This is a genomic window from Streptomyces sp. NPDC002144 (assembly GCF_053593695.1).
Genome location: NZ_JBSFDB010000053.1, coordinates 19,104 through 33,844, shown reverse-complemented (window position 1 = coordinate 33,844; position 14,741 = coordinate 19,104). Strand labels below are relative to the sequence as shown.

Annotated in this window: 15 protein-coding genes; 10 read left to right on the top strand and 5 right to left on the bottom strand. The window is 70.5% G+C overall.

What is annotated here, in order from left to right; genetic code table 11:
- Positions 1-3: 3 nt before the first annotated feature.
- From ACWCQ1_RS43420 to ACWCQ1_RS43390, 7 genes are all read left to right on the top strand, one after another.
- Entirely contained in the window at positions 4-2,022 is a 2,019-nt protein-coding gene (locus ACWCQ1_RS43420; RefSeq protein ID WP_451029031.1) for a hypothetical protein, read from the top strand.
- The gene (locus tag ACWCQ1_RS43415) at positions 2,019-2,366 is read left to right on the top strand and encodes an L-rhamnose mutarotase (protein WP_451029030.1); all 348 of its coding nucleotides are present in this window, start codon (positions 2,019-2,021) and stop codon (positions 2,364-2,366) included. The genes ACWCQ1_RS43420 and ACWCQ1_RS43415 overlap by 4 nt, the downstream gene beginning before the upstream one ends.
- A gap of 37 nt (positions 2,367-2,403) precedes the next feature.
- Entirely contained in the window at positions 2,404-3,309 is a 906-nt protein-coding gene (locus ACWCQ1_RS43410; protein ID WP_451029029.1) for an amidohydrolase family protein, read from the top strand.
- A gap of 104 nt (positions 3,310-3,413) precedes the next feature.
- Positions 3,414-4,466, top strand: a complete 1,053-nt coding sequence (locus ACWCQ1_RS43405; protein WP_451029028.1) for a zinc-dependent alcohol dehydrogenase — start codon at positions 3,414-3,416, stop codon at positions 4,464-4,466.
- Positions 4,463-5,224, top strand: coding sequence for an SDR family oxidoreductase (locus ACWCQ1_RS43400; protein ID WP_451029027.1), 762 nt, complete (start codon positions 4,463-4,465; stop codon positions 5,222-5,224). Before ACWCQ1_RS43405 ends, ACWCQ1_RS43400 begins: the two co-directional genes overlap by 4 nt.
- The gene (locus ACWCQ1_RS43395; protein ID WP_451029026.1) at positions 5,221-5,511 is read left to right on the top strand and encodes a hypothetical protein; all 291 of its coding nucleotides are present in this window, start codon (positions 5,221-5,223) and stop codon (positions 5,509-5,511) included. The genes ACWCQ1_RS43400 and ACWCQ1_RS43395 overlap by 4 nt, the downstream gene beginning before the upstream one ends.
- A gap of 68 nt (positions 5,512-5,579) precedes the next feature.
- Complete coding sequence (locus ACWCQ1_RS43390) at positions 5,580-6,608, top strand: aldo/keto reductase (protein ID WP_451029025.1); 1,029 nt, start codon at positions 5,580-5,582, stop codon at positions 6,606-6,608.
- 379 nt (positions 6,609-6,987) lie between these two features.
- On the opposite strand, the gene ACWCQ1_RS43385 is transcribed toward ACWCQ1_RS43390, so the two are convergent.
- Positions 6,988-7,134, bottom strand: coding sequence for a hypothetical protein (locus ACWCQ1_RS43385; protein WP_165954769.1), 147 nt, complete (start codon positions 7,132-7,134; stop codon positions 6,988-6,990).
- A gap of 61 nt (positions 7,135-7,195) precedes the next feature.
- On the opposite strand from ACWCQ1_RS43385, the gene ACWCQ1_RS43380 reads away from it, so the two are divergent.
- Positions 7,196-7,396 carry a hypothetical protein gene (locus ACWCQ1_RS43380; protein ID WP_133042351.1) on the top strand — a complete coding sequence of 67 codons (201 nt, stop codon included), beginning with the start codon at positions 7,196-7,198 and terminating at the stop codon, positions 7,394-7,396.
- 73 nt (positions 7,397-7,469) lie between these two features.
- Here the strand turns inward: ACWCQ1_RS43380 and ACWCQ1_RS43375 are convergent, their stop codons facing one another.
- The 3 genes from ACWCQ1_RS43375 to ACWCQ1_RS43365 all read right to left on the bottom strand — a co-directional run bounded on the left by ACWCQ1_RS43375 (position 7,470) and on the right by ACWCQ1_RS43365 (position 10,141).
- A complete protein-coding gene (locus ACWCQ1_RS43375) occupies positions 7,470-7,631 on the bottom strand; it encodes a hypothetical protein (protein ID WP_358599688.1) in 162 nt (53 codons plus the stop codon).
- A gap of 328 nt (positions 7,632-7,959) precedes the next feature.
- A complete protein-coding gene (locus ACWCQ1_RS43370) occupies positions 7,960-9,078 on the bottom strand; it encodes a fatty acid desaturase family protein (protein ID WP_451029024.1) in 1,119 nt (372 codons plus the stop codon).
- A 7-nt stretch (positions 9,079-9,085) separates the two neighbouring features.
- Entirely contained in the window at positions 9,086-10,141 is a 1,056-nt protein-coding gene (locus ACWCQ1_RS43365) for a ferredoxin reductase (RefSeq protein ID WP_358599686.1), read from the bottom strand.
- A gap of 87 nt (positions 10,142-10,228) precedes the next feature.
- Between ACWCQ1_RS43365 and ACWCQ1_RS43360 the strand changes: the two genes are divergently transcribed.
- Complete coding sequence (locus tag ACWCQ1_RS43360; protein ID WP_133042355.1) at positions 10,229-11,368, top strand: PucR family transcriptional regulator; 1,140 nt, start codon at positions 10,229-10,231, stop codon at positions 11,366-11,368.
- Positions 11,369-11,453: 85 nt separating this feature from the next.
- On the opposite strand, the gene ACWCQ1_RS43355 is transcribed toward ACWCQ1_RS43360, so the two are convergent.
- Positions 11,454-12,689 carry a Gfo/Idh/MocA family protein gene (locus tag ACWCQ1_RS43355; protein ID WP_358599683.1) on the bottom strand — a complete coding sequence of 412 codons (1,236 nt, stop codon included), beginning with the start codon at positions 12,687-12,689 and terminating at the stop codon, positions 11,454-11,456.
- Positions 12,690-13,600: 911 nt separating this feature from the next.
- Here ACWCQ1_RS43355 and ACWCQ1_RS43350 point away from each other — a divergent pair.
- Positions 13,601-14,416: an endo alpha-1,4 polygalactosaminidase gene (locus ACWCQ1_RS43350; protein ID WP_451029023.1), complete on the top strand. Its 816-nt coding sequence runs from the start codon at positions 13,601-13,603 to the stop codon at positions 14,414-14,416.
- Positions 14,417-14,741 lie beyond the last annotated feature (325 nt).

The window sequence follows — 14,741 nt, the reverse complement described above, 5'->3', positions numbered from 1 at the left end:
TTCATGCCCTTCAGCCCTCACCCCCACGTCCCCGGGGACGACACCCCGGCCGCCGACCAGGCATCCCCCGCACCCGACGTCCAGGCTGCGGTCCCGCTGCTCGAACCCCCAGGCTGGGCCGTCGCCCAACGCGCGCTGTTCGACCTGCTCGACCACGCCTGGCGCCGCTTCGCCCGCGACTTCACCGGCCCCGACGGGCGGCTGAACTACACCGGCCCGCTGACCACCCGCGACGGCGTGGACGACTTCTACGAAGTGTTCTTCAACTGGCCCCAGCTCTACCTCCTCGGCGGCGCCGACGACCTGCTGCCCGCCAGCGAGAAGCACTGGGAGGGCGTCACCACGCAGCTGACCGAACTGAACATGCTGCGCGACGAGTTCGAGCGCGGCTACGACTGGTTCCACCAGGGCGAGAGCCTGCTCCTGCTGTACTTCCTCTGCATGGCCGCCCCCGACCGCTGGCGTGAGCGCGCGCTGCGCTTCGCCGAGTTGTACGTGGACCCCGCCAAGGGCAACTACGACCCCGAACACCGCATCATCACCCGCCCCCACAACGGCAGCGACCCGGAGCGCACCGGCCTCTTCGACGGCGCCGTGTATCCCTGGCTGCCGAAGGAGGCGGAGACCTACGGCTACCCCCTCGACTGGATCCCCGAGGCCGCGGACGGCCCCTTCCCCCTGTCGGCGGACCCGCGCCTCGGCGACCAGATGCGGGACCGGATGGGCGTCGGCGACACCGCGGTCAACCTCGCCGCGGCCGGACTGGTCCTCAACGCCTGGATCCTGTCCGGCGAGGAGCGCTACCGGGACTGGATCGTCGAGTACGTGGGAGCCTGGCGCGAGCGCACGCGGGAACACGGCGGCCTGATCCCCGACAACGTCGGCCCGGACGGCCTCGTCGGCAGCCTGCTGGAGGGACGCTGGTACGGCGGCCACTACGGCTGGTCCTGGCCGCACGGCTGGCACAGCGTCGGTCACGCGGCCTGCGTGGCGGCACTCGCGGCGGCGACGGTCACCGGGGACGACGACTACCTCTCCATGGTCGCGACCTCACTCGACACCCTCATCGGCCACGCCAAGGTCATGCCCCACACGGAGGCCGACTCCAGCCTGCCCTCCAAGTGGGCGGTCGAACTCGGTCGGGACCGTCACACGCCCACACCGCACCTGCCGTTCCGTCACAACGACTCCGGCTGGTTCGACTACAACCCGGCCACGCCCCCCGTGCCGGTGGCCCTGTGGCACCACACCTCCGCGGAGGCCGACCGCGCACGGCTGGAACGGCTGCGCGAGGCGGACGCCATCGACTGGCGCACCGTGCGGCCGTTCCGGTCCAAGGAGGACTCCGGGCACGAGAAGGCGTGGTTCGCCTTCCTCGCCGGCGACGACCCCGGCTATCCGGAGCGGATCCTCGCCGCCGCCCAGGCCCAGGTCCGCCACCGGCTGCGGCGCATCGACCGCTACCGCGACCTGGACGTGCCCGAGGCCGACATCCATGTGTGGCAGCTGTGCAACCCGGTGGTCACCGAGGCCCTGGTACAGCTGACCTGGGGCGGCCCCCAGGTGCTGTACCAGGGCGGTCTGCAGCAGGCGCGGCTGCGCTACCACGACGCCGACGCCCGCCGAGCCGGCCTGCCCGCCGGCGTCGCCGCTTTGGTCACCTCCATCGACCCCGAGGCGACCACCGTCGAACTGGTCAACCTGGCCCCCGAGACGGACCGCACAGTGATCGTCCAGGCGGGCGCCTTCGCCGAGCACACCATCACCGGCGTCCGCTACACGACCTGCACGGACGACGGCTGGATCGGAGACATGTACGACTACGGCCACACCGAGCCAGTCGTCACCGAGGCCGAAGTCCCCTGCGACGGACCGTACCTGACGGTCCGTCTGCCCGCCTCCACCCGTATCCGGCTCACCCTGCGGCTCGGGCTGCGCACCCGTACTCCCAGCTACCGCACGCCGTTCGACACCACGGCCGAGCAGGCCAACTCCACCGACACGACAGGGGACTCGGCGTGAAGCGCATCGCCCAGACCATCCGGCTCCGCCCCGAGCACCGCGAGGAGTACCTGCGGCTCCACTCGGCCGTGTGGCCCAGGGTCGAGGCCGCCCTGCTCCGGGCGAACATCCGCAACTACAGCATCTTCCTCCACGGTGACGTGCTGTTCGCCTACATGGAGTACCACGGCGAGGACTTCGAGGCGGACATGGCGTCCATCGAGGCAGACCCCGAGACCCAGCGCTGGTGGAAGCTCACCGACCCTTGCCAGGAACCCTTCCCCGACCGGGGCGAGGGCCGCCAGTGGAGCGAGCTCCCGGAGATCTGGCACCTGAGCCCGCCCGGGGACGACGCCACCGCCTGACTCGGCCCGCCCAGCCCGACCCGACTTGGATCAGCCCGTGAACGCACCCGTGCTCATCGACGCACACCACCATCTGTGGGACCTCGCCCGCCGTCCGCAACCCTGGCTGGACGACCCCGGCGTGGCGTCGATCCGCCGCACCTTCACCCCGGACGACCTGCGCTCCACCGCCACCCACCCCGTCGCGGGCCGGCGACTGCACGGCACGGTGGTCGTCCAGTGCATCGCGGAGGTCGCCGAGACCGAGGACCTTCTCGCGCTCGCCGAGCGGGAGCCTTTGATCCAGGCCGTGGTCGGCTGGGCCGACCTGACCTCCCCGGCCATCGGTGACGTGCTCGACCAGATGATCGCCGGTCCGGGCGGCCGGTACCTGCGCTCCCTGCGGCACCTCGTCCAGGGGGAGACCGACCCGAACTGGCTGCAACGCCCCGACGTGGAACGGGGGTTGCGGGCGGTGCGGGACCGCGGACTGCGCTACGACGTGCTGGTGCGCGACCACCAGCTCGATCAGGCGATCCGGCTCGCGGAACGCTTCCCCGACCTGCTCCAGGTCCTCAACCACGCGGGCAAGCCGGACATCGCCCGGCAGGACTTCGCGAACTGGGAAGGCCGGATTCAGCAACTGGCCGCACACCCGCACGTGGTGTGCAAGGTCTCCGGGCTGATCACGGAGGCCGACCACTCCCGCTGGACCACCGCCGACATCCGGCCCGTCTGGGACGTACTGGTCTGCGCCTTCGGCCCCGAGCGGCTGATGTTCGGCTCGGACTGGCCGGTCGCCAACCTGGCGGGGGGCTGGAACCGGTGGGCCGCCACCGTGGACGAGTTGCTCACCGGCTGGAGCGACAGCGACGTCGACGCGCTCCTCGCCGGGACCGCCACCGCGTTCTACGGCCTTGCGCCCGTCGCCGGAGAGAAGGACGCGACGGCCCGAACGAGCTGAACACACCCCACCGAACATCGCGCCGAACCCGCGCGGAACACATCACCACGGATGCCGAGCCCCCGGCATCCGCCCCCGGTCTGCGCCGAAGGGACCCTCCCCCCGTGACACTCGCAACCCGTTATCTGTCCGCCCGCACCCTCGACACCGCACCGGTCCCCAGCACACCACCGGGTCCCGGCGAGGTGGAGCTGGCCCCCGCCTACGTCGGCATCTGCGGCACCGACCTGCACATCTTCCACGGAGACATGGACGCGCGGGTCACCGTGCCCGCCGTCCTCGGGCACGAGATGGCCGGCCGTGTCGTCCGAGTGGGCCCTGACGTCGAGGACTGGGCACCCGGTGACGCGGTCACCGTGATGCCGCTGCGCTGGGACGACACCTGCCCGGCCTGCCGCAACGGCCACCAACACATCTGCCAGCACCTCGACTTCATCGGCATCGACTCCCCCGGCGCCATGCAGCAACGCTGGACCGTGCCCGCCTCCACCCTCATACGGCTGCCCGCCACCCTCCCGCTGGACCACGCCGCCCTCGTCGAGCCCACCGCGGTCGCGGTGCACGACGTCGGCCGGGCCGGGGTGCACGACGGCGAGCGGGTCGTCGTGGTCGGCGGCGGTCCGGTCGGAGTACTCATCGCACTGGTGGCCCGGGCCGCCGGGGCGGACGTCCGGGTGGTGGAGCTGAGCGCCCACCGGCGGCTGCTCGCCGAGGAGTTGGGGCTTACCGTGTGGGACCCGGCCGCCGAGGACCTGGCCGAACTGGTCCGGCAGTGGACCGGGGACGCGGGTGCGGACGTCGCCTTCGAGGTCTCCGGCGCGGCGGGCGGAGTGGACACCGCGGTCGACGTACTCGGCGTCCGCGGCCGGCTGTGCTTGGTCGCGATCCACTCCCGCCCCCGCGAGGTGAACCTGCACCGCTTCTTCTGGCGCGAACTCACCCTCATCGGCGCCCGGTTGTACGACCGCTCCGACTTCGAGAAGGCGGTCGCGCTGGTGGCCGACGGCACCATTCCCGCCGACCGCCTGATCAGCAAGGTCGTCCCGCTCACCCAGGCACCGGCCGCGTTCGAGGCGCTGGAGGGCGGCGGAGCCGTGATGAAGATCCTGGTGGACTGCACCGACGACAGCGACGACGCCCGGGGAGCCGCCGTATGACCGCCTTCGACCTCACCGGAAGACTTGCCGTCGTCACCGGAGCCCGGCGCGGCATCGGCCGGGCCATGGCCCGCGCGCTCGCCGAGGCCGGCGCGGACGTCATCGGAGTGAGTGCCTCGCTGGAGGAGTCCGGCAGCGCGGTGGAGAAGGACGTCACCGCCACCGGCCGCGCCTTCGAGGCGATCCGCACCGACTTCGCCGACCCGGCGGCCGTCCGGGCACTGGGCGCCGACCTCGCGGGCCGGGAGCGCCCGGTGGACATCCTGGTCAACAACGCGGGCACGATCCGGCGCGCTCCGGCGGCGGAACACACCGACGAGGACTGGGAGTTGGTTCTGCAGGTCAATCTGAGCGCGCAGTTCGCGCTGGCCCGCGCGGTCGGGGCGTCGATGGTGGCGCGCGGCCTGGGGAAGGTCATCTTCACTGCCTCCCTCCTGAGCTTCCAGGGCGGCATCACCGTCCCCGGTTACACCGCCGCCAAGCACGGCATCGCCGGTCTCACCAAGGCACTGGCCAACGAGTGGGCGCCGCACGGCGTCAACGTCAACGCCGTCGCCCCCGGCTACATCGCCACCGACAACACCCAGGCGCTGCAGGACGATCCGGCCCGCAGCAGGGCGATCCTGGAGCGCATCCCGGCCGCCCGCTGGGGCAGCGCCGACGACCTCGCGGGCGCCACCGTCTTCCTCGCCTCGGACGCCGCCTCCTACGTGCACGGCACCGTCCTGCCGGTCGACGGCGGATGGCTGGGCCGGTGAGCCCCGCCCTCACCGGCATCCTCGCCGAGGCGCGGATCGCGCCGGTCATGACGGTGCCCGGCCCCATCACGGCCGTCCCGCTGGCGCGTGCCCGGGCCGCGGGCGGCACCCGGTGCGCGGAGGTCACCCTGCGCACCCCGGACGCCGGGCAGGTGGTGAAGGCGATGGCGGCGCACGGCGCTCTGACGGTCGGCGCCGGCACGGTCCACGGAGGAATCCCGATGACCGACGTGATCGCCGTCGGCGAGGCGATGCCCTTCGACCCCGGTCATGGTCTCCCTCGCTGACGTCGAGGCGCTCCTCGCGGGCGCCACGGCCCACGTCCGACGCTGAACGACCCCGTCAGGAGCACCCCTTGCGCCACCGTAAGATCCCCAGCACCACCGTCGAGGTCACCGAACTCGGCTTCGGCGCCTCCGTCATCGGCAACCTCTACCGCACCACCACCGCCAAGGACGCCGCCGACGCCCTCGACACCGCCTGGGAAGCGGGCATCCGCTACTACGACACCGCCCCCCACTACGGCCTCGGCCTCTCCGAACACCGCCTCGGCGCCGCCCTGCGCGACCGGCCCCGCCAGCAGTACGTCATCTCCTCCAAGGCCGGCCGCCTCCTCGTCCCCAACGACCACCCCACGGGCATCGACACCGAGGGCTTCGTCGTCCGCGACGACCTGCGCCGCCACTGGGACTTCAGCCGCGACGGCGTCCTGCGCTCCCTCGAGGACACACTGAAGCGCACCGGCCTGGACCGCCTCGACATCGTCTACCTCCACGACCCCGACGACCACTGGCCCCAGGCCGCCGACGAAGCCATGCCCGCCCTCGCCGAACTCCGCGACCAGGGCGTCATCAAAGCCATCGGCGCCGGCATGAACCAGTCCGCCCTGCTCGCCCGCTTCCTGCGCGAGACCGCCGCCGACGTCGTGATGCTCGCCGGCCGCTACACCCTCCTCGACCAGTCCGCCCTCGACGACGTCCTGCCCGCCGCCCAGGAACACGGCAAGAGCGTCGTCGCCGTCGGCGTCTTCAACTCCGGCCTGCTCGCCCGCGACCGCCCCACCGAAGGCATGAAGTACGACTACCAGGCCGCCCCACCCGAACTCGTCGACCGCGCCCGCGCCATCGCCCACGTCTGCGAGACCCACGGCACCACCCTGCCCGCCGCCGCCATCGCCTTCCCCCTCACACACCCCAGCATCATCAACGTCACGCTCGGCATGCGCGACCCCGCACAGGTCCGGCGCAACGTGGAGCTCCACGCCCGGCGCGTCCCCGACGGCCTCTGGGACGAACTGCGAACGCGGGGCCTGATCAGGGCCGATGCGCCCACCGCGAGCGGTGCCGACCGCCCACCCTCGCGACCGTCGACGCCGACGCGCTGAGTTGCCGCACCGTCCGTACCGGCAACCTCCCGCAACGCGTCAACGGCACCCCCTGGAGCCGCCCGATGTGCACCAGTCCCCCCACGTCAACCACCAGGAGCGGCAGACCTCCGGCGTCTGTCCGCCGGCTCCTGCCAACAGCAGCCTCAGACCAGCACTGGACACTGGTCGCCACCGGAAACGGCTACTCCAAGATCAAGAACGTGAACAGCGCCAAGCTGCCGGCGCTGCCCCGCGCGAGGTGCCGCAGGCGGTCTCGGGGGGCTGCTCTGGGTGCGGCGGATCGACGGGATCGTTGAACTCGGCATCGACACCGGACGGTCTCCCGTCCAGATGCACGCCGGTGACTGCCACATGGCGGGCAAGCGGCGCCAGGGCATTACTCGTACGAGATCCGCCGCCTGCTCGCCATCGGCCTGCGGGCCTGCACCCACTGCGCCCCCGACGAACAGCTGAAGATCCTCGGCATGCCCGCGAGACGCCCGCGCCCGGAGACCTCTGCCCGGCGGTCGAACAGTCGTGCCATGCCGCCCGTTATCCTGCTGACTGGGCGATGTGTACTGATCGCCTAGAACAGGACCTCCCCGATGACGACTCCACCGCCCCCGATCAGCGAGCCCGACCCCTCAGCCCTGGTCTGCCCCGGCGACAAGGTCGGCCCCTGCGCCGTCTGTCAGCGCAAGACCCACAAGTACGGCTCCGGCGGCAGCCCCCTGTGTCAGTGGTGCATGGCACCCGTGCAAGCGCAGTGGGGAGCTGGCGTGCGGCACAACAGCACCCGCTCCTGACCCGTCGCATGCCCGGCCGGGTGACGAGCACACCGGACTGGCACCGGGCACGGGTGCGCGTGAAGCGGTCGTCCTACTGGTAGCAGCCGGCGGCACACAGCACGGTGACCAAGCCGGTCGCGCCGGCCGCTGCGGAGGCGCTGTGGGAGACAGCCGTGGGAGTCTTGCTGGTCTCCCACGGCATGGGCGCGGCCACGGCCTGCGCTCCGAACGCGGTGACGGCTGCGGCAGTCATGAACACCACCGCCAGCGCACGCTTGCACCGATGCATCTCACAACCCCTTGACGGTTGGTCGGCGTTCGGCCGCCGGCGCCCGATGCGCGAAAGCTCTAACGGCCGGCTGCCAGTCTCACCACGCGCGTCACCCCGGGCCAAGATGCCCGGCTGGGGGTGGGACAGATCTCCTTACGATCACTGCAACCGACGGGCCACGTTCCGCACGAACGGGTGGAGCCTGTCCGACCGCAGGCCCTCCACCGGCGTCGACGCCACCGCTTTCGCCGGCCAGCAGCTGCTCGCCGCGCGGTGCAATGCAGGATCTCAGCCGGACTGATGCCGGGAATCAGGCCGCGACGAGTTCCCGCTCGCGTTCCGGCGTCTTGACCTCGTGCTCCTTGTTCGGCAGGGAGAGCCGGAAGACCTTGCGCCAGGCGGAGAACACCTGCTTGGGCAGCGGGCCGGTGACGTACTCCAGCTGGTACTTCTCGAACAGCGCGCGCACCTTCACGGCGACCTCGGCGTACCGGTTGCTCGGCAGGTCCGGGAACAGGTGGTGCTCGATCTGGTGGGAGAGGTTGCCGGTCATGAAGTGCATGGCTTTGCTGCCGCTGATGTTCGCCGAGCCCATCATCTGGCGCAGGTACCACTGTCCGCGGGTCTCGCCCTTGATCGACCGGCGCTCGAAGACCTGTACGCCCTCGGGGAAGTGCCCGCACATGATCACCGAGTGGGACCAGAGGTTGCGGACCAGGTTCGCGGTGAACGTGGCGGCGAGCGTGGGGAGGAAGGACGGGCCCGACAGCAGCGGGTGGATCACGTAGTCCTTGAGCACCTGCTTGCGGATCTTGCGGCCTACGGCCCTGGCACGCGCGCGGAACTCCGGGTCCTTGCGGCGGCGCTTGTTCAGGTTCTTGCCGAGCTCCAGGTCGTAGGCGGCAATGCCGTACTCGAAGAAGCAGGCGTTGATGAAGTTCCACAGCGGCTGGCCGAGGTGGAACGGGTACCACTTCTGGTCCTCGTCGACGCGCATGATGCCGTAGCCGAGGTCGTTGTCCTTGCCGATCACGTTGGTGTATGTGTGGTGCAGCTCGTTGTGGGAGTGCTTCCACTGGTCGGCCGGCGAGACGTGGTCCCACTCCCAGGTGGTGGAGTGGATCTTCGGGTCTCGCATCCAGTCCCACTGGCCGTGCAGGATGTTGTGGCCGATCTCCATGTTGTCCATGATCTTCGCCACGGACAGACCGGCGGTGCCGAGCAGCCATGCGGGCGGGAAGATCGAGAACAGCAGCACTCCCCTGCTGACCAGCTCGAGCGTGCGTTGCGCAGAGATGACCTTGCGGATGTAGGCGGCGTCCTTCTCGCCGCGGCCGGCGATCACCTCGTCGCGGATCGCGTCCAGCTCGCGGCCGAGCTCCTCGATCTGCTCCGCGGTCAGGTGGGCGGTGGGGTCGATGGCGGTCAAGGTGCTCCTACCGTTCGATGTCGCAGGGGCCCGCCGCGGCGGACACGCAAGTTTGGATGAGGACGCCCGGCTCTGCCTCGGTGATCTCACCGGTGCGCAGGTCGCGGACGGCGCCCGCCTTGAGCGGCGTGACGCAGCCGAAGCAGATACCCATGCGGCACCCGGACGGCATGAGGACGCCGGCCTCCTCGCCGACGTCCAGCAACGGCGTGGCGCCGTCCGCGTCGACGGTCTTGCCGGTGGTGCTGAACGTGACCTCGCCGCCGTCGCCGGTGGCGACGACGCTGGGGCGGAAGCGTTCGGTGTGCAGGCGCTCTGGGACGCCGTGCTCGCTCCAGTGCTTCTCGGCGGCATCCAGCAGGCCGGTGGGCCCGCAGGCCCAGGTCTCGCGCTCGGCCCAGTCGGGCACGAGTTCATCGAGACGGGCGATGTCGAGCATGCCGTCCGTGTCGGTGTGCAGCTCGATCAGGTGCAGCTTCTTGTCCGCGACCAGGTCGTGCAGTTCGTTGCGGAAGATCACATCATGCGGCTGCGGCGCGGAGTGGACCATGACGACGTCGTCGAACTCGGTGTCGCGGAGCATGCCCATGACGGGCGTGATGCCGCTGCCGGCCGTCAGGTAGAGCACCTTGGCGGGCTTGGCCGGCGGCAGCACGAAGTCACCGCTCGCCTGGTCGAGCTGGACCAGTGTGCCGGGTTTCACCCTGCGGACCAGGTGGTTGCTGACCTTGCCGTCCGGCATCGCCTTCACGGTGATCGTGACGCGGCCGTCCCGGCGGTGGGTCGGCGAGGTGATGGAGTAGGCGCGCCACAGGCGCACCCCGTCGACATCGACGCCGATCCGCACGTACTGACCGGCTGTGTGGCCGCGCCAGCTCCGCCCCGGCCTGATCACGATGGTCGCGGCGTCAGGCGTCTCAGGGTGCACCGCCTCGATGCGCCCCCGCAGGTCAGCGCCCGCACGCAGGGGGCTGACCAGGTCGAGGTAGTCCGACGGCAGCAGCGGCGTCGTGACCATCTCCAGCATTTTCCACGCCCTGCTGCGGAGGGCTGCACTCGTCATGACTCCAGCTTGCTGCGCCTTGAGGCGTAAAGTCCTGACCACAGGACGTGAATCTGGTCGACTGAATTGTTCGCAGGGAATAAAAACGTGAGCCATGCCATGCGGAGGGTCAGCGAACTGGCCCTGGATGAGACGACGGTCACCGCACTTCGGGCCGAGCTGAAGACCACCGCGGACGAGGTCGTACAGGCGATCATCGACGAGGTCCCTCCCTACGCCAACGCCCTGACGGGCCACATGGGCGCCACCATCCGCCGAGCCGTCCGCACCGCCCTGGGACACTACCTGGACCTCGCAAGCGGGAAGGCCGCAGGCGGTGACGCCAGTGACGCGGCCTACGAGCTGGGCCGCGGCGAGGTCCGCGACGGCCGTTCGATGGACGCCCTGCTCAGCGCCTATCGCGTCGGCGCCCGCGTGGCCTGGCGATGCCTGGCAGCGGGTGCCGTACCCGCGGGTCTGCCCGCCGCCGAGGTCGCCAAGTTCGCTGAGCTGACCTTCGCCTACATCGACGAGCTCTCCGCCGCGAGCGCCGCCGGCCACGCCGACGAACTGGCCGCCCGGGGCAGGGCCCACGAGCGCCACCTGGAACACCTGGCCCGCGACCTCCTCGCCGGCGCCGCCCCGGACGTCCTGCTGGCCTCCGCTCAACGGGCCGGGTGGCAGCCTCCCGTCTCGCTGACCGCGGTCCTGCTGCCGGCCGCCCAGGCCCGGCCTGCCTACCGCACGCTGGACCCGAGCACCCTCGTCCTCGACGATCTGCCGGACGCCACCGGTGTGCTGCTCGTCCCCGATGCCGACCGGTCACATCTCCTGCGGCAGCTGACCGAGCGCACCGCCGTGGTCGGCCCGGCCCGGCCATGGACGCGCGCGTCCGCCTCGTACGCTCGAGCCGTACGCGCGCGATCCGTATCCCCAGACATTCGCGACACCGAGGACCACCTGCCCGAGCTGGTGCTGAGCGCCGACGCGGACGCGTTCGCGGACCTGCGTGCCCGAGCCCTCGCACCGTTGCAGACCCTGCCTGCCGCGACCGCACTGCGGCTGGAGGAGACGCTGCGGGCGTGGCTGCTGCACCAGGGCAGGCGCGACGAGGCAGCGGCGGCGTTGTTCGTCCATCCCCAGACAGTCCGGTACCGGATGGCACAGCTGCGAGAGCTGTTTCCGGACCTCGCATCGCCCCATCGGGTCCTTGAACTGACGCTGGCGGTCGGTCTCCGGACCAGCTGACGCATACGTCGACCGTCCGTCCCTTCGCCAAGGCCATAGAGGATCACATGGGCACCAGCATGGGCCGGTGGATTGCGGCCGGGGCTCAGTCGCTCCGGAACGCGGGGGCACGGGAGCCGGGCTGGTGGCGCTCGAAGTAGTCGGCGAGGTGCGGGTCGATGGCGGGGACCTCCACCGGAGTGCCGCCCGAACGCAGCGACATCGTGGCCGCGATGCCGGTCGCGACGGCTTCGCGGGCGGCGACGGGCGACGTCTCGGTTGCGCCGCCGTACGCGACGAAACGCAGGAACTCGTCGACGAGGGACTGATCAGCGCCTCCGTGCGGGCCGCCGGCGGCTTCGGCGGGGGGCAGGGTCAGATCTGCCCCGGGGCGGTAGCCGGACCGCCGCCGGTTCCACACCTTGATCACCGGGTCGTCGCCCTCGACGCCGTCCCCGAGGTTCTCGATCCGGCCCTCGTCGCCGATGACGGTGTAGTTGCGCCAGTAGTCGGGGGTGAAGTGACATTGCTGGTAGCTCGTGAGCACCCCGTTGTCGAGGCGGGCAAGCACCATGCTGATGTCCTCCACGTCGATGACGGGGTTGAGATCGCGCAGCGCGGAGGGCGGCCAGACGCCCTTGTCGAACCAGTCCTGTACCCGAGCCGAACCCTGTGGCTGAGTACGGCGGTGCGGATTGGCACCGTAGACGGACAGGTCGCCCAGTGCGGTCACCGTGCGGGCGCTGCCGCCCGCCAGCCAATGGATCGCGTCCAGGTCGTGGGCGCCTTTCTGGAGCAACAGGCCCGTGGTCCGGGCTCGTTCGGCGTGCCAGTCCTTGAAGTAGTAGTCGCCGCCGTGGCCAACGAAGTGCCGGCACCACACGGCTCGCACGGTTCCGATCGCCCCCTCGTCGACGAGTCTGCGCATGGTGCGCAGGACCGGCAGATGGCGGAGGTTGTGCCCGACGTACAGCCGGGTGCCGGTGCGGGCCGCGGTGGCCAGGATCCGGTCGCAGTCGTCGAGGTCGATGGCGAGAGGCTTTTCGACGAACACAGCGACACCCGCTTCGAGGAAGTAGAGGGCCGGAGCGGTGTGAATGTCGTCCGGGGTGAGGACGAAAACTGCGTCCAGATCGTCCGCGAGCATGTCTTCGTAGTGCTCGTGGACCTGAACATCGCTCCCGAAGATCCTCCGGGCGTCGGCCCGGCCACGCTCCGACGTATCGGCGCAGGAGACCACGCGGGCCCGACCGGGCCGCTCCGCCCGGACGGCCAGCGGGGCCCGTTGGCCTGTGCCGACGACACCGACGCGCAGTTCCGGCTCGACCGGATGACTGGTCATGGAACACCCCTTCATCGGAGACGGGGAGACACGGCTGACGCCTGGACGCCGGTGGCCGGTGGCCGGTGGGACGGTCGGCCTGCGTAGCAGGGGCACTGTGACAACGCAGCCCGCACGAGGGCACGGCAGACATGCAGCACGACAACGCAGCCCGTGCCGACGGCGACACCACGACCATAGATGCTCGATCATGCAGTATCAACGCCTATATCGAGCATCTTCAAGCATTTCTTGGCCACTTGGGGATCCCGAACGACCCACAGCTGAACCGCACAGACTCAACAGCACATTCGACGTCACCGATCGGATCGAGCAACTCCTCTCCAACTCGTCCCGACCCAGGACGAGAAGCGTTGCACCGTCGCCGTCGTGGACGACCGGGGCGCCACGATCCTCCCGAGGCCCGGCACGTCGGTGACCAGGCGGCCCCTGACGGCGTCAAGCCGGACGTTGCCGAGTCAACGGTCACCGGCGGCGGCGAATCCGAGGCCGTGCGGCCGTGATGACAGCCGCAGGTGTCCGCGCAGTGGTCGCGTCCTCCGCCCCGGTCGGTCCTGGCCGGGGCGGCTCGTCGAGGTCTCGGCGCTCCGTCGGCCGCAACCCTGGCCGCCGCGCTCGCCGGGGACTTCGGCCCCGGGGTGTGCCGCGATCTGCTCGACACGGTGACGTTGCGCCGGCTGTCGCGCCCTCGTGCGGGCCCCGACTGGCCGCCTGACAGGGGGAGTTCGGCAGCGCGTTGACATCCTCACAGGTGGTCGCTTTACTCCTGGGCAAACGCCGGAGCCACGCTCCGCGTGCAGAGGCACGCCCAGCCGGTATGCAGGCCCTCGCGCCGCGAGCCCGGCCCAAGTCGCCAGGACGCCCCACGTGTCCGAGGCGGGGACGTGCCCGCTTCCTCTGGAGCTCACCACATGAGCAACCTGAACACCGCCGCCCGCAAACTCACCGGCGCGGCCATCGGCGCTGCGGCCCTGACCGGCTCTCTGCTCGTCCAGGCGCCGTCGACGCAGGCCGCGACCGTAACCCCGCCGCCCACCCATGCCGCCTTCGACTACCAGATCGGCGGCGCCTACACCCCGCCGAGGGGTGTCAAGGTCGTCACTCGTGACCACACCGCCTCCCCGGCGGCGGGCCTGTACAACATCTGCTACGTCAACGCCTTCCAGGCGCAGCCCGGCGCCGAGAATGACTGGGACTCGGACCTGTTGCTGCGCGACTCCGCCGGCAAGGTCGTCTACGACGAGGACTGGGGCGAGGCCCTCCTCGACGTCAGCACGAACGCCAAGCGGCAGCGGATCGCCGGCACGATCGGAGCCCAGATCGACGGCTGCCAAAGCAAGGGCTTCCAGGCGGTCGAGCCCGACAACTACGACAGTTACACCCGCTCGGGGAACCGCCTGACGGCGAACAACGCACAGGCATTCATCAAGCTGCTCTCCGCCCGCGCCCACGCGGACGGCCTGGCCATCGCCCAGAAGAACACCTCCGAGCTGGCCGGCAATCGCAAGGCCAACGGCCTCGACTTCGCCGTGGCCGAGGAGTGCGGCCAGTACGACGAGTGCGGCGACTACACCAGTGCTTTCGGTAACAACGTGATCGTGATCGAGTACACCGACGCCGGCAGGTCGAAGGCGTGCCGGGGGTGGGGCGGCACGCTGAGCATCGTCCAGCGCGACGTGGACGTCTCACCGGTCGGCGCCGGCGGGTACGTCCGCAAGACCTGCTGAGCGCTCCGCGGGGAGTGCCGGGAGGTGTCGTTGATCGTCCGTGGCGCGGTCGTGGCTGGTCGCACCCTCCCCGCCCCCCTTCAGGGCGCTGTCGAACCGCAGTTGACGTCGCCCGACAGTGGTAAGAGTGTGCGTCGGCCTGTAACGGCTCGGTGAGGCGTCACAGGCCGACGCTCACGCTCCGACCAGTGCTCAATCATGCATATTTCATCGGCGTTTCGCGCAGATTCGCACACAACCGCCTCTTGACAGCCGCCCACCACCGTCGTTTAACTCCTGGCCAACGCCACAGTCGAAGCACTCGGCGGCAGAGGTACGCCCAGCC

Bases quoted from the DNA above. Each gene is read 5' to 3' on its own strand.
- ACWCQ1_RS43400 (WP_451029027.1), top strand. From the start codon at position 4,463: ATGACCGCCTTCGACCTCACCGGAAGACTTGCCGTCGTCACCGGAGCC.
- ACWCQ1_RS43420 (WP_451029031.1), top strand. From the start codon at position 4: ATGCCCTTCAGCCCTCACCCCCACGTCCCCGGGGACGACACCCCGGCC.
- ACWCQ1_RS43385 (WP_165954769.1), bottom strand. From the start codon at position 7,134: ATGGCACGACTGTTCGACCGCCGGGCAGAGGTCTCCGGGCGCGGGCGT.
- ACWCQ1_RS43365 (WP_358599686.1), bottom strand. From the start codon at position 10,141: ATGACGAGTGCAGCCCTCCGCAGCAGGGCGTGGAAAATGCTGGAGATG.
- ACWCQ1_RS43375 (WP_358599688.1), bottom strand. From the start codon at position 7,631: ATGACTGCCGCAGCCGTCACCGCGTTCGGAGCGCAGGCCGTGGCCGCG.
- ACWCQ1_RS43355 (WP_358599683.1), bottom strand. From the start codon at position 12,689: ATGACCAGTCATCCGGTCGAGCCGGAACTGCGCGTCGGTGTCGTCGGC.
- ACWCQ1_RS43380 (WP_133042351.1), top strand. From the start codon at position 7,196: ATGACGACTCCACCGCCCCCGATCAGCGAGCCCGACCCCTCAGCCCTG.
- ACWCQ1_RS43350 (WP_451029023.1), top strand. From the start codon at position 13,601: ATGAGCAACCTGAACACCGCCGCCCGCAAACTCACCGGCGCGGCCATC.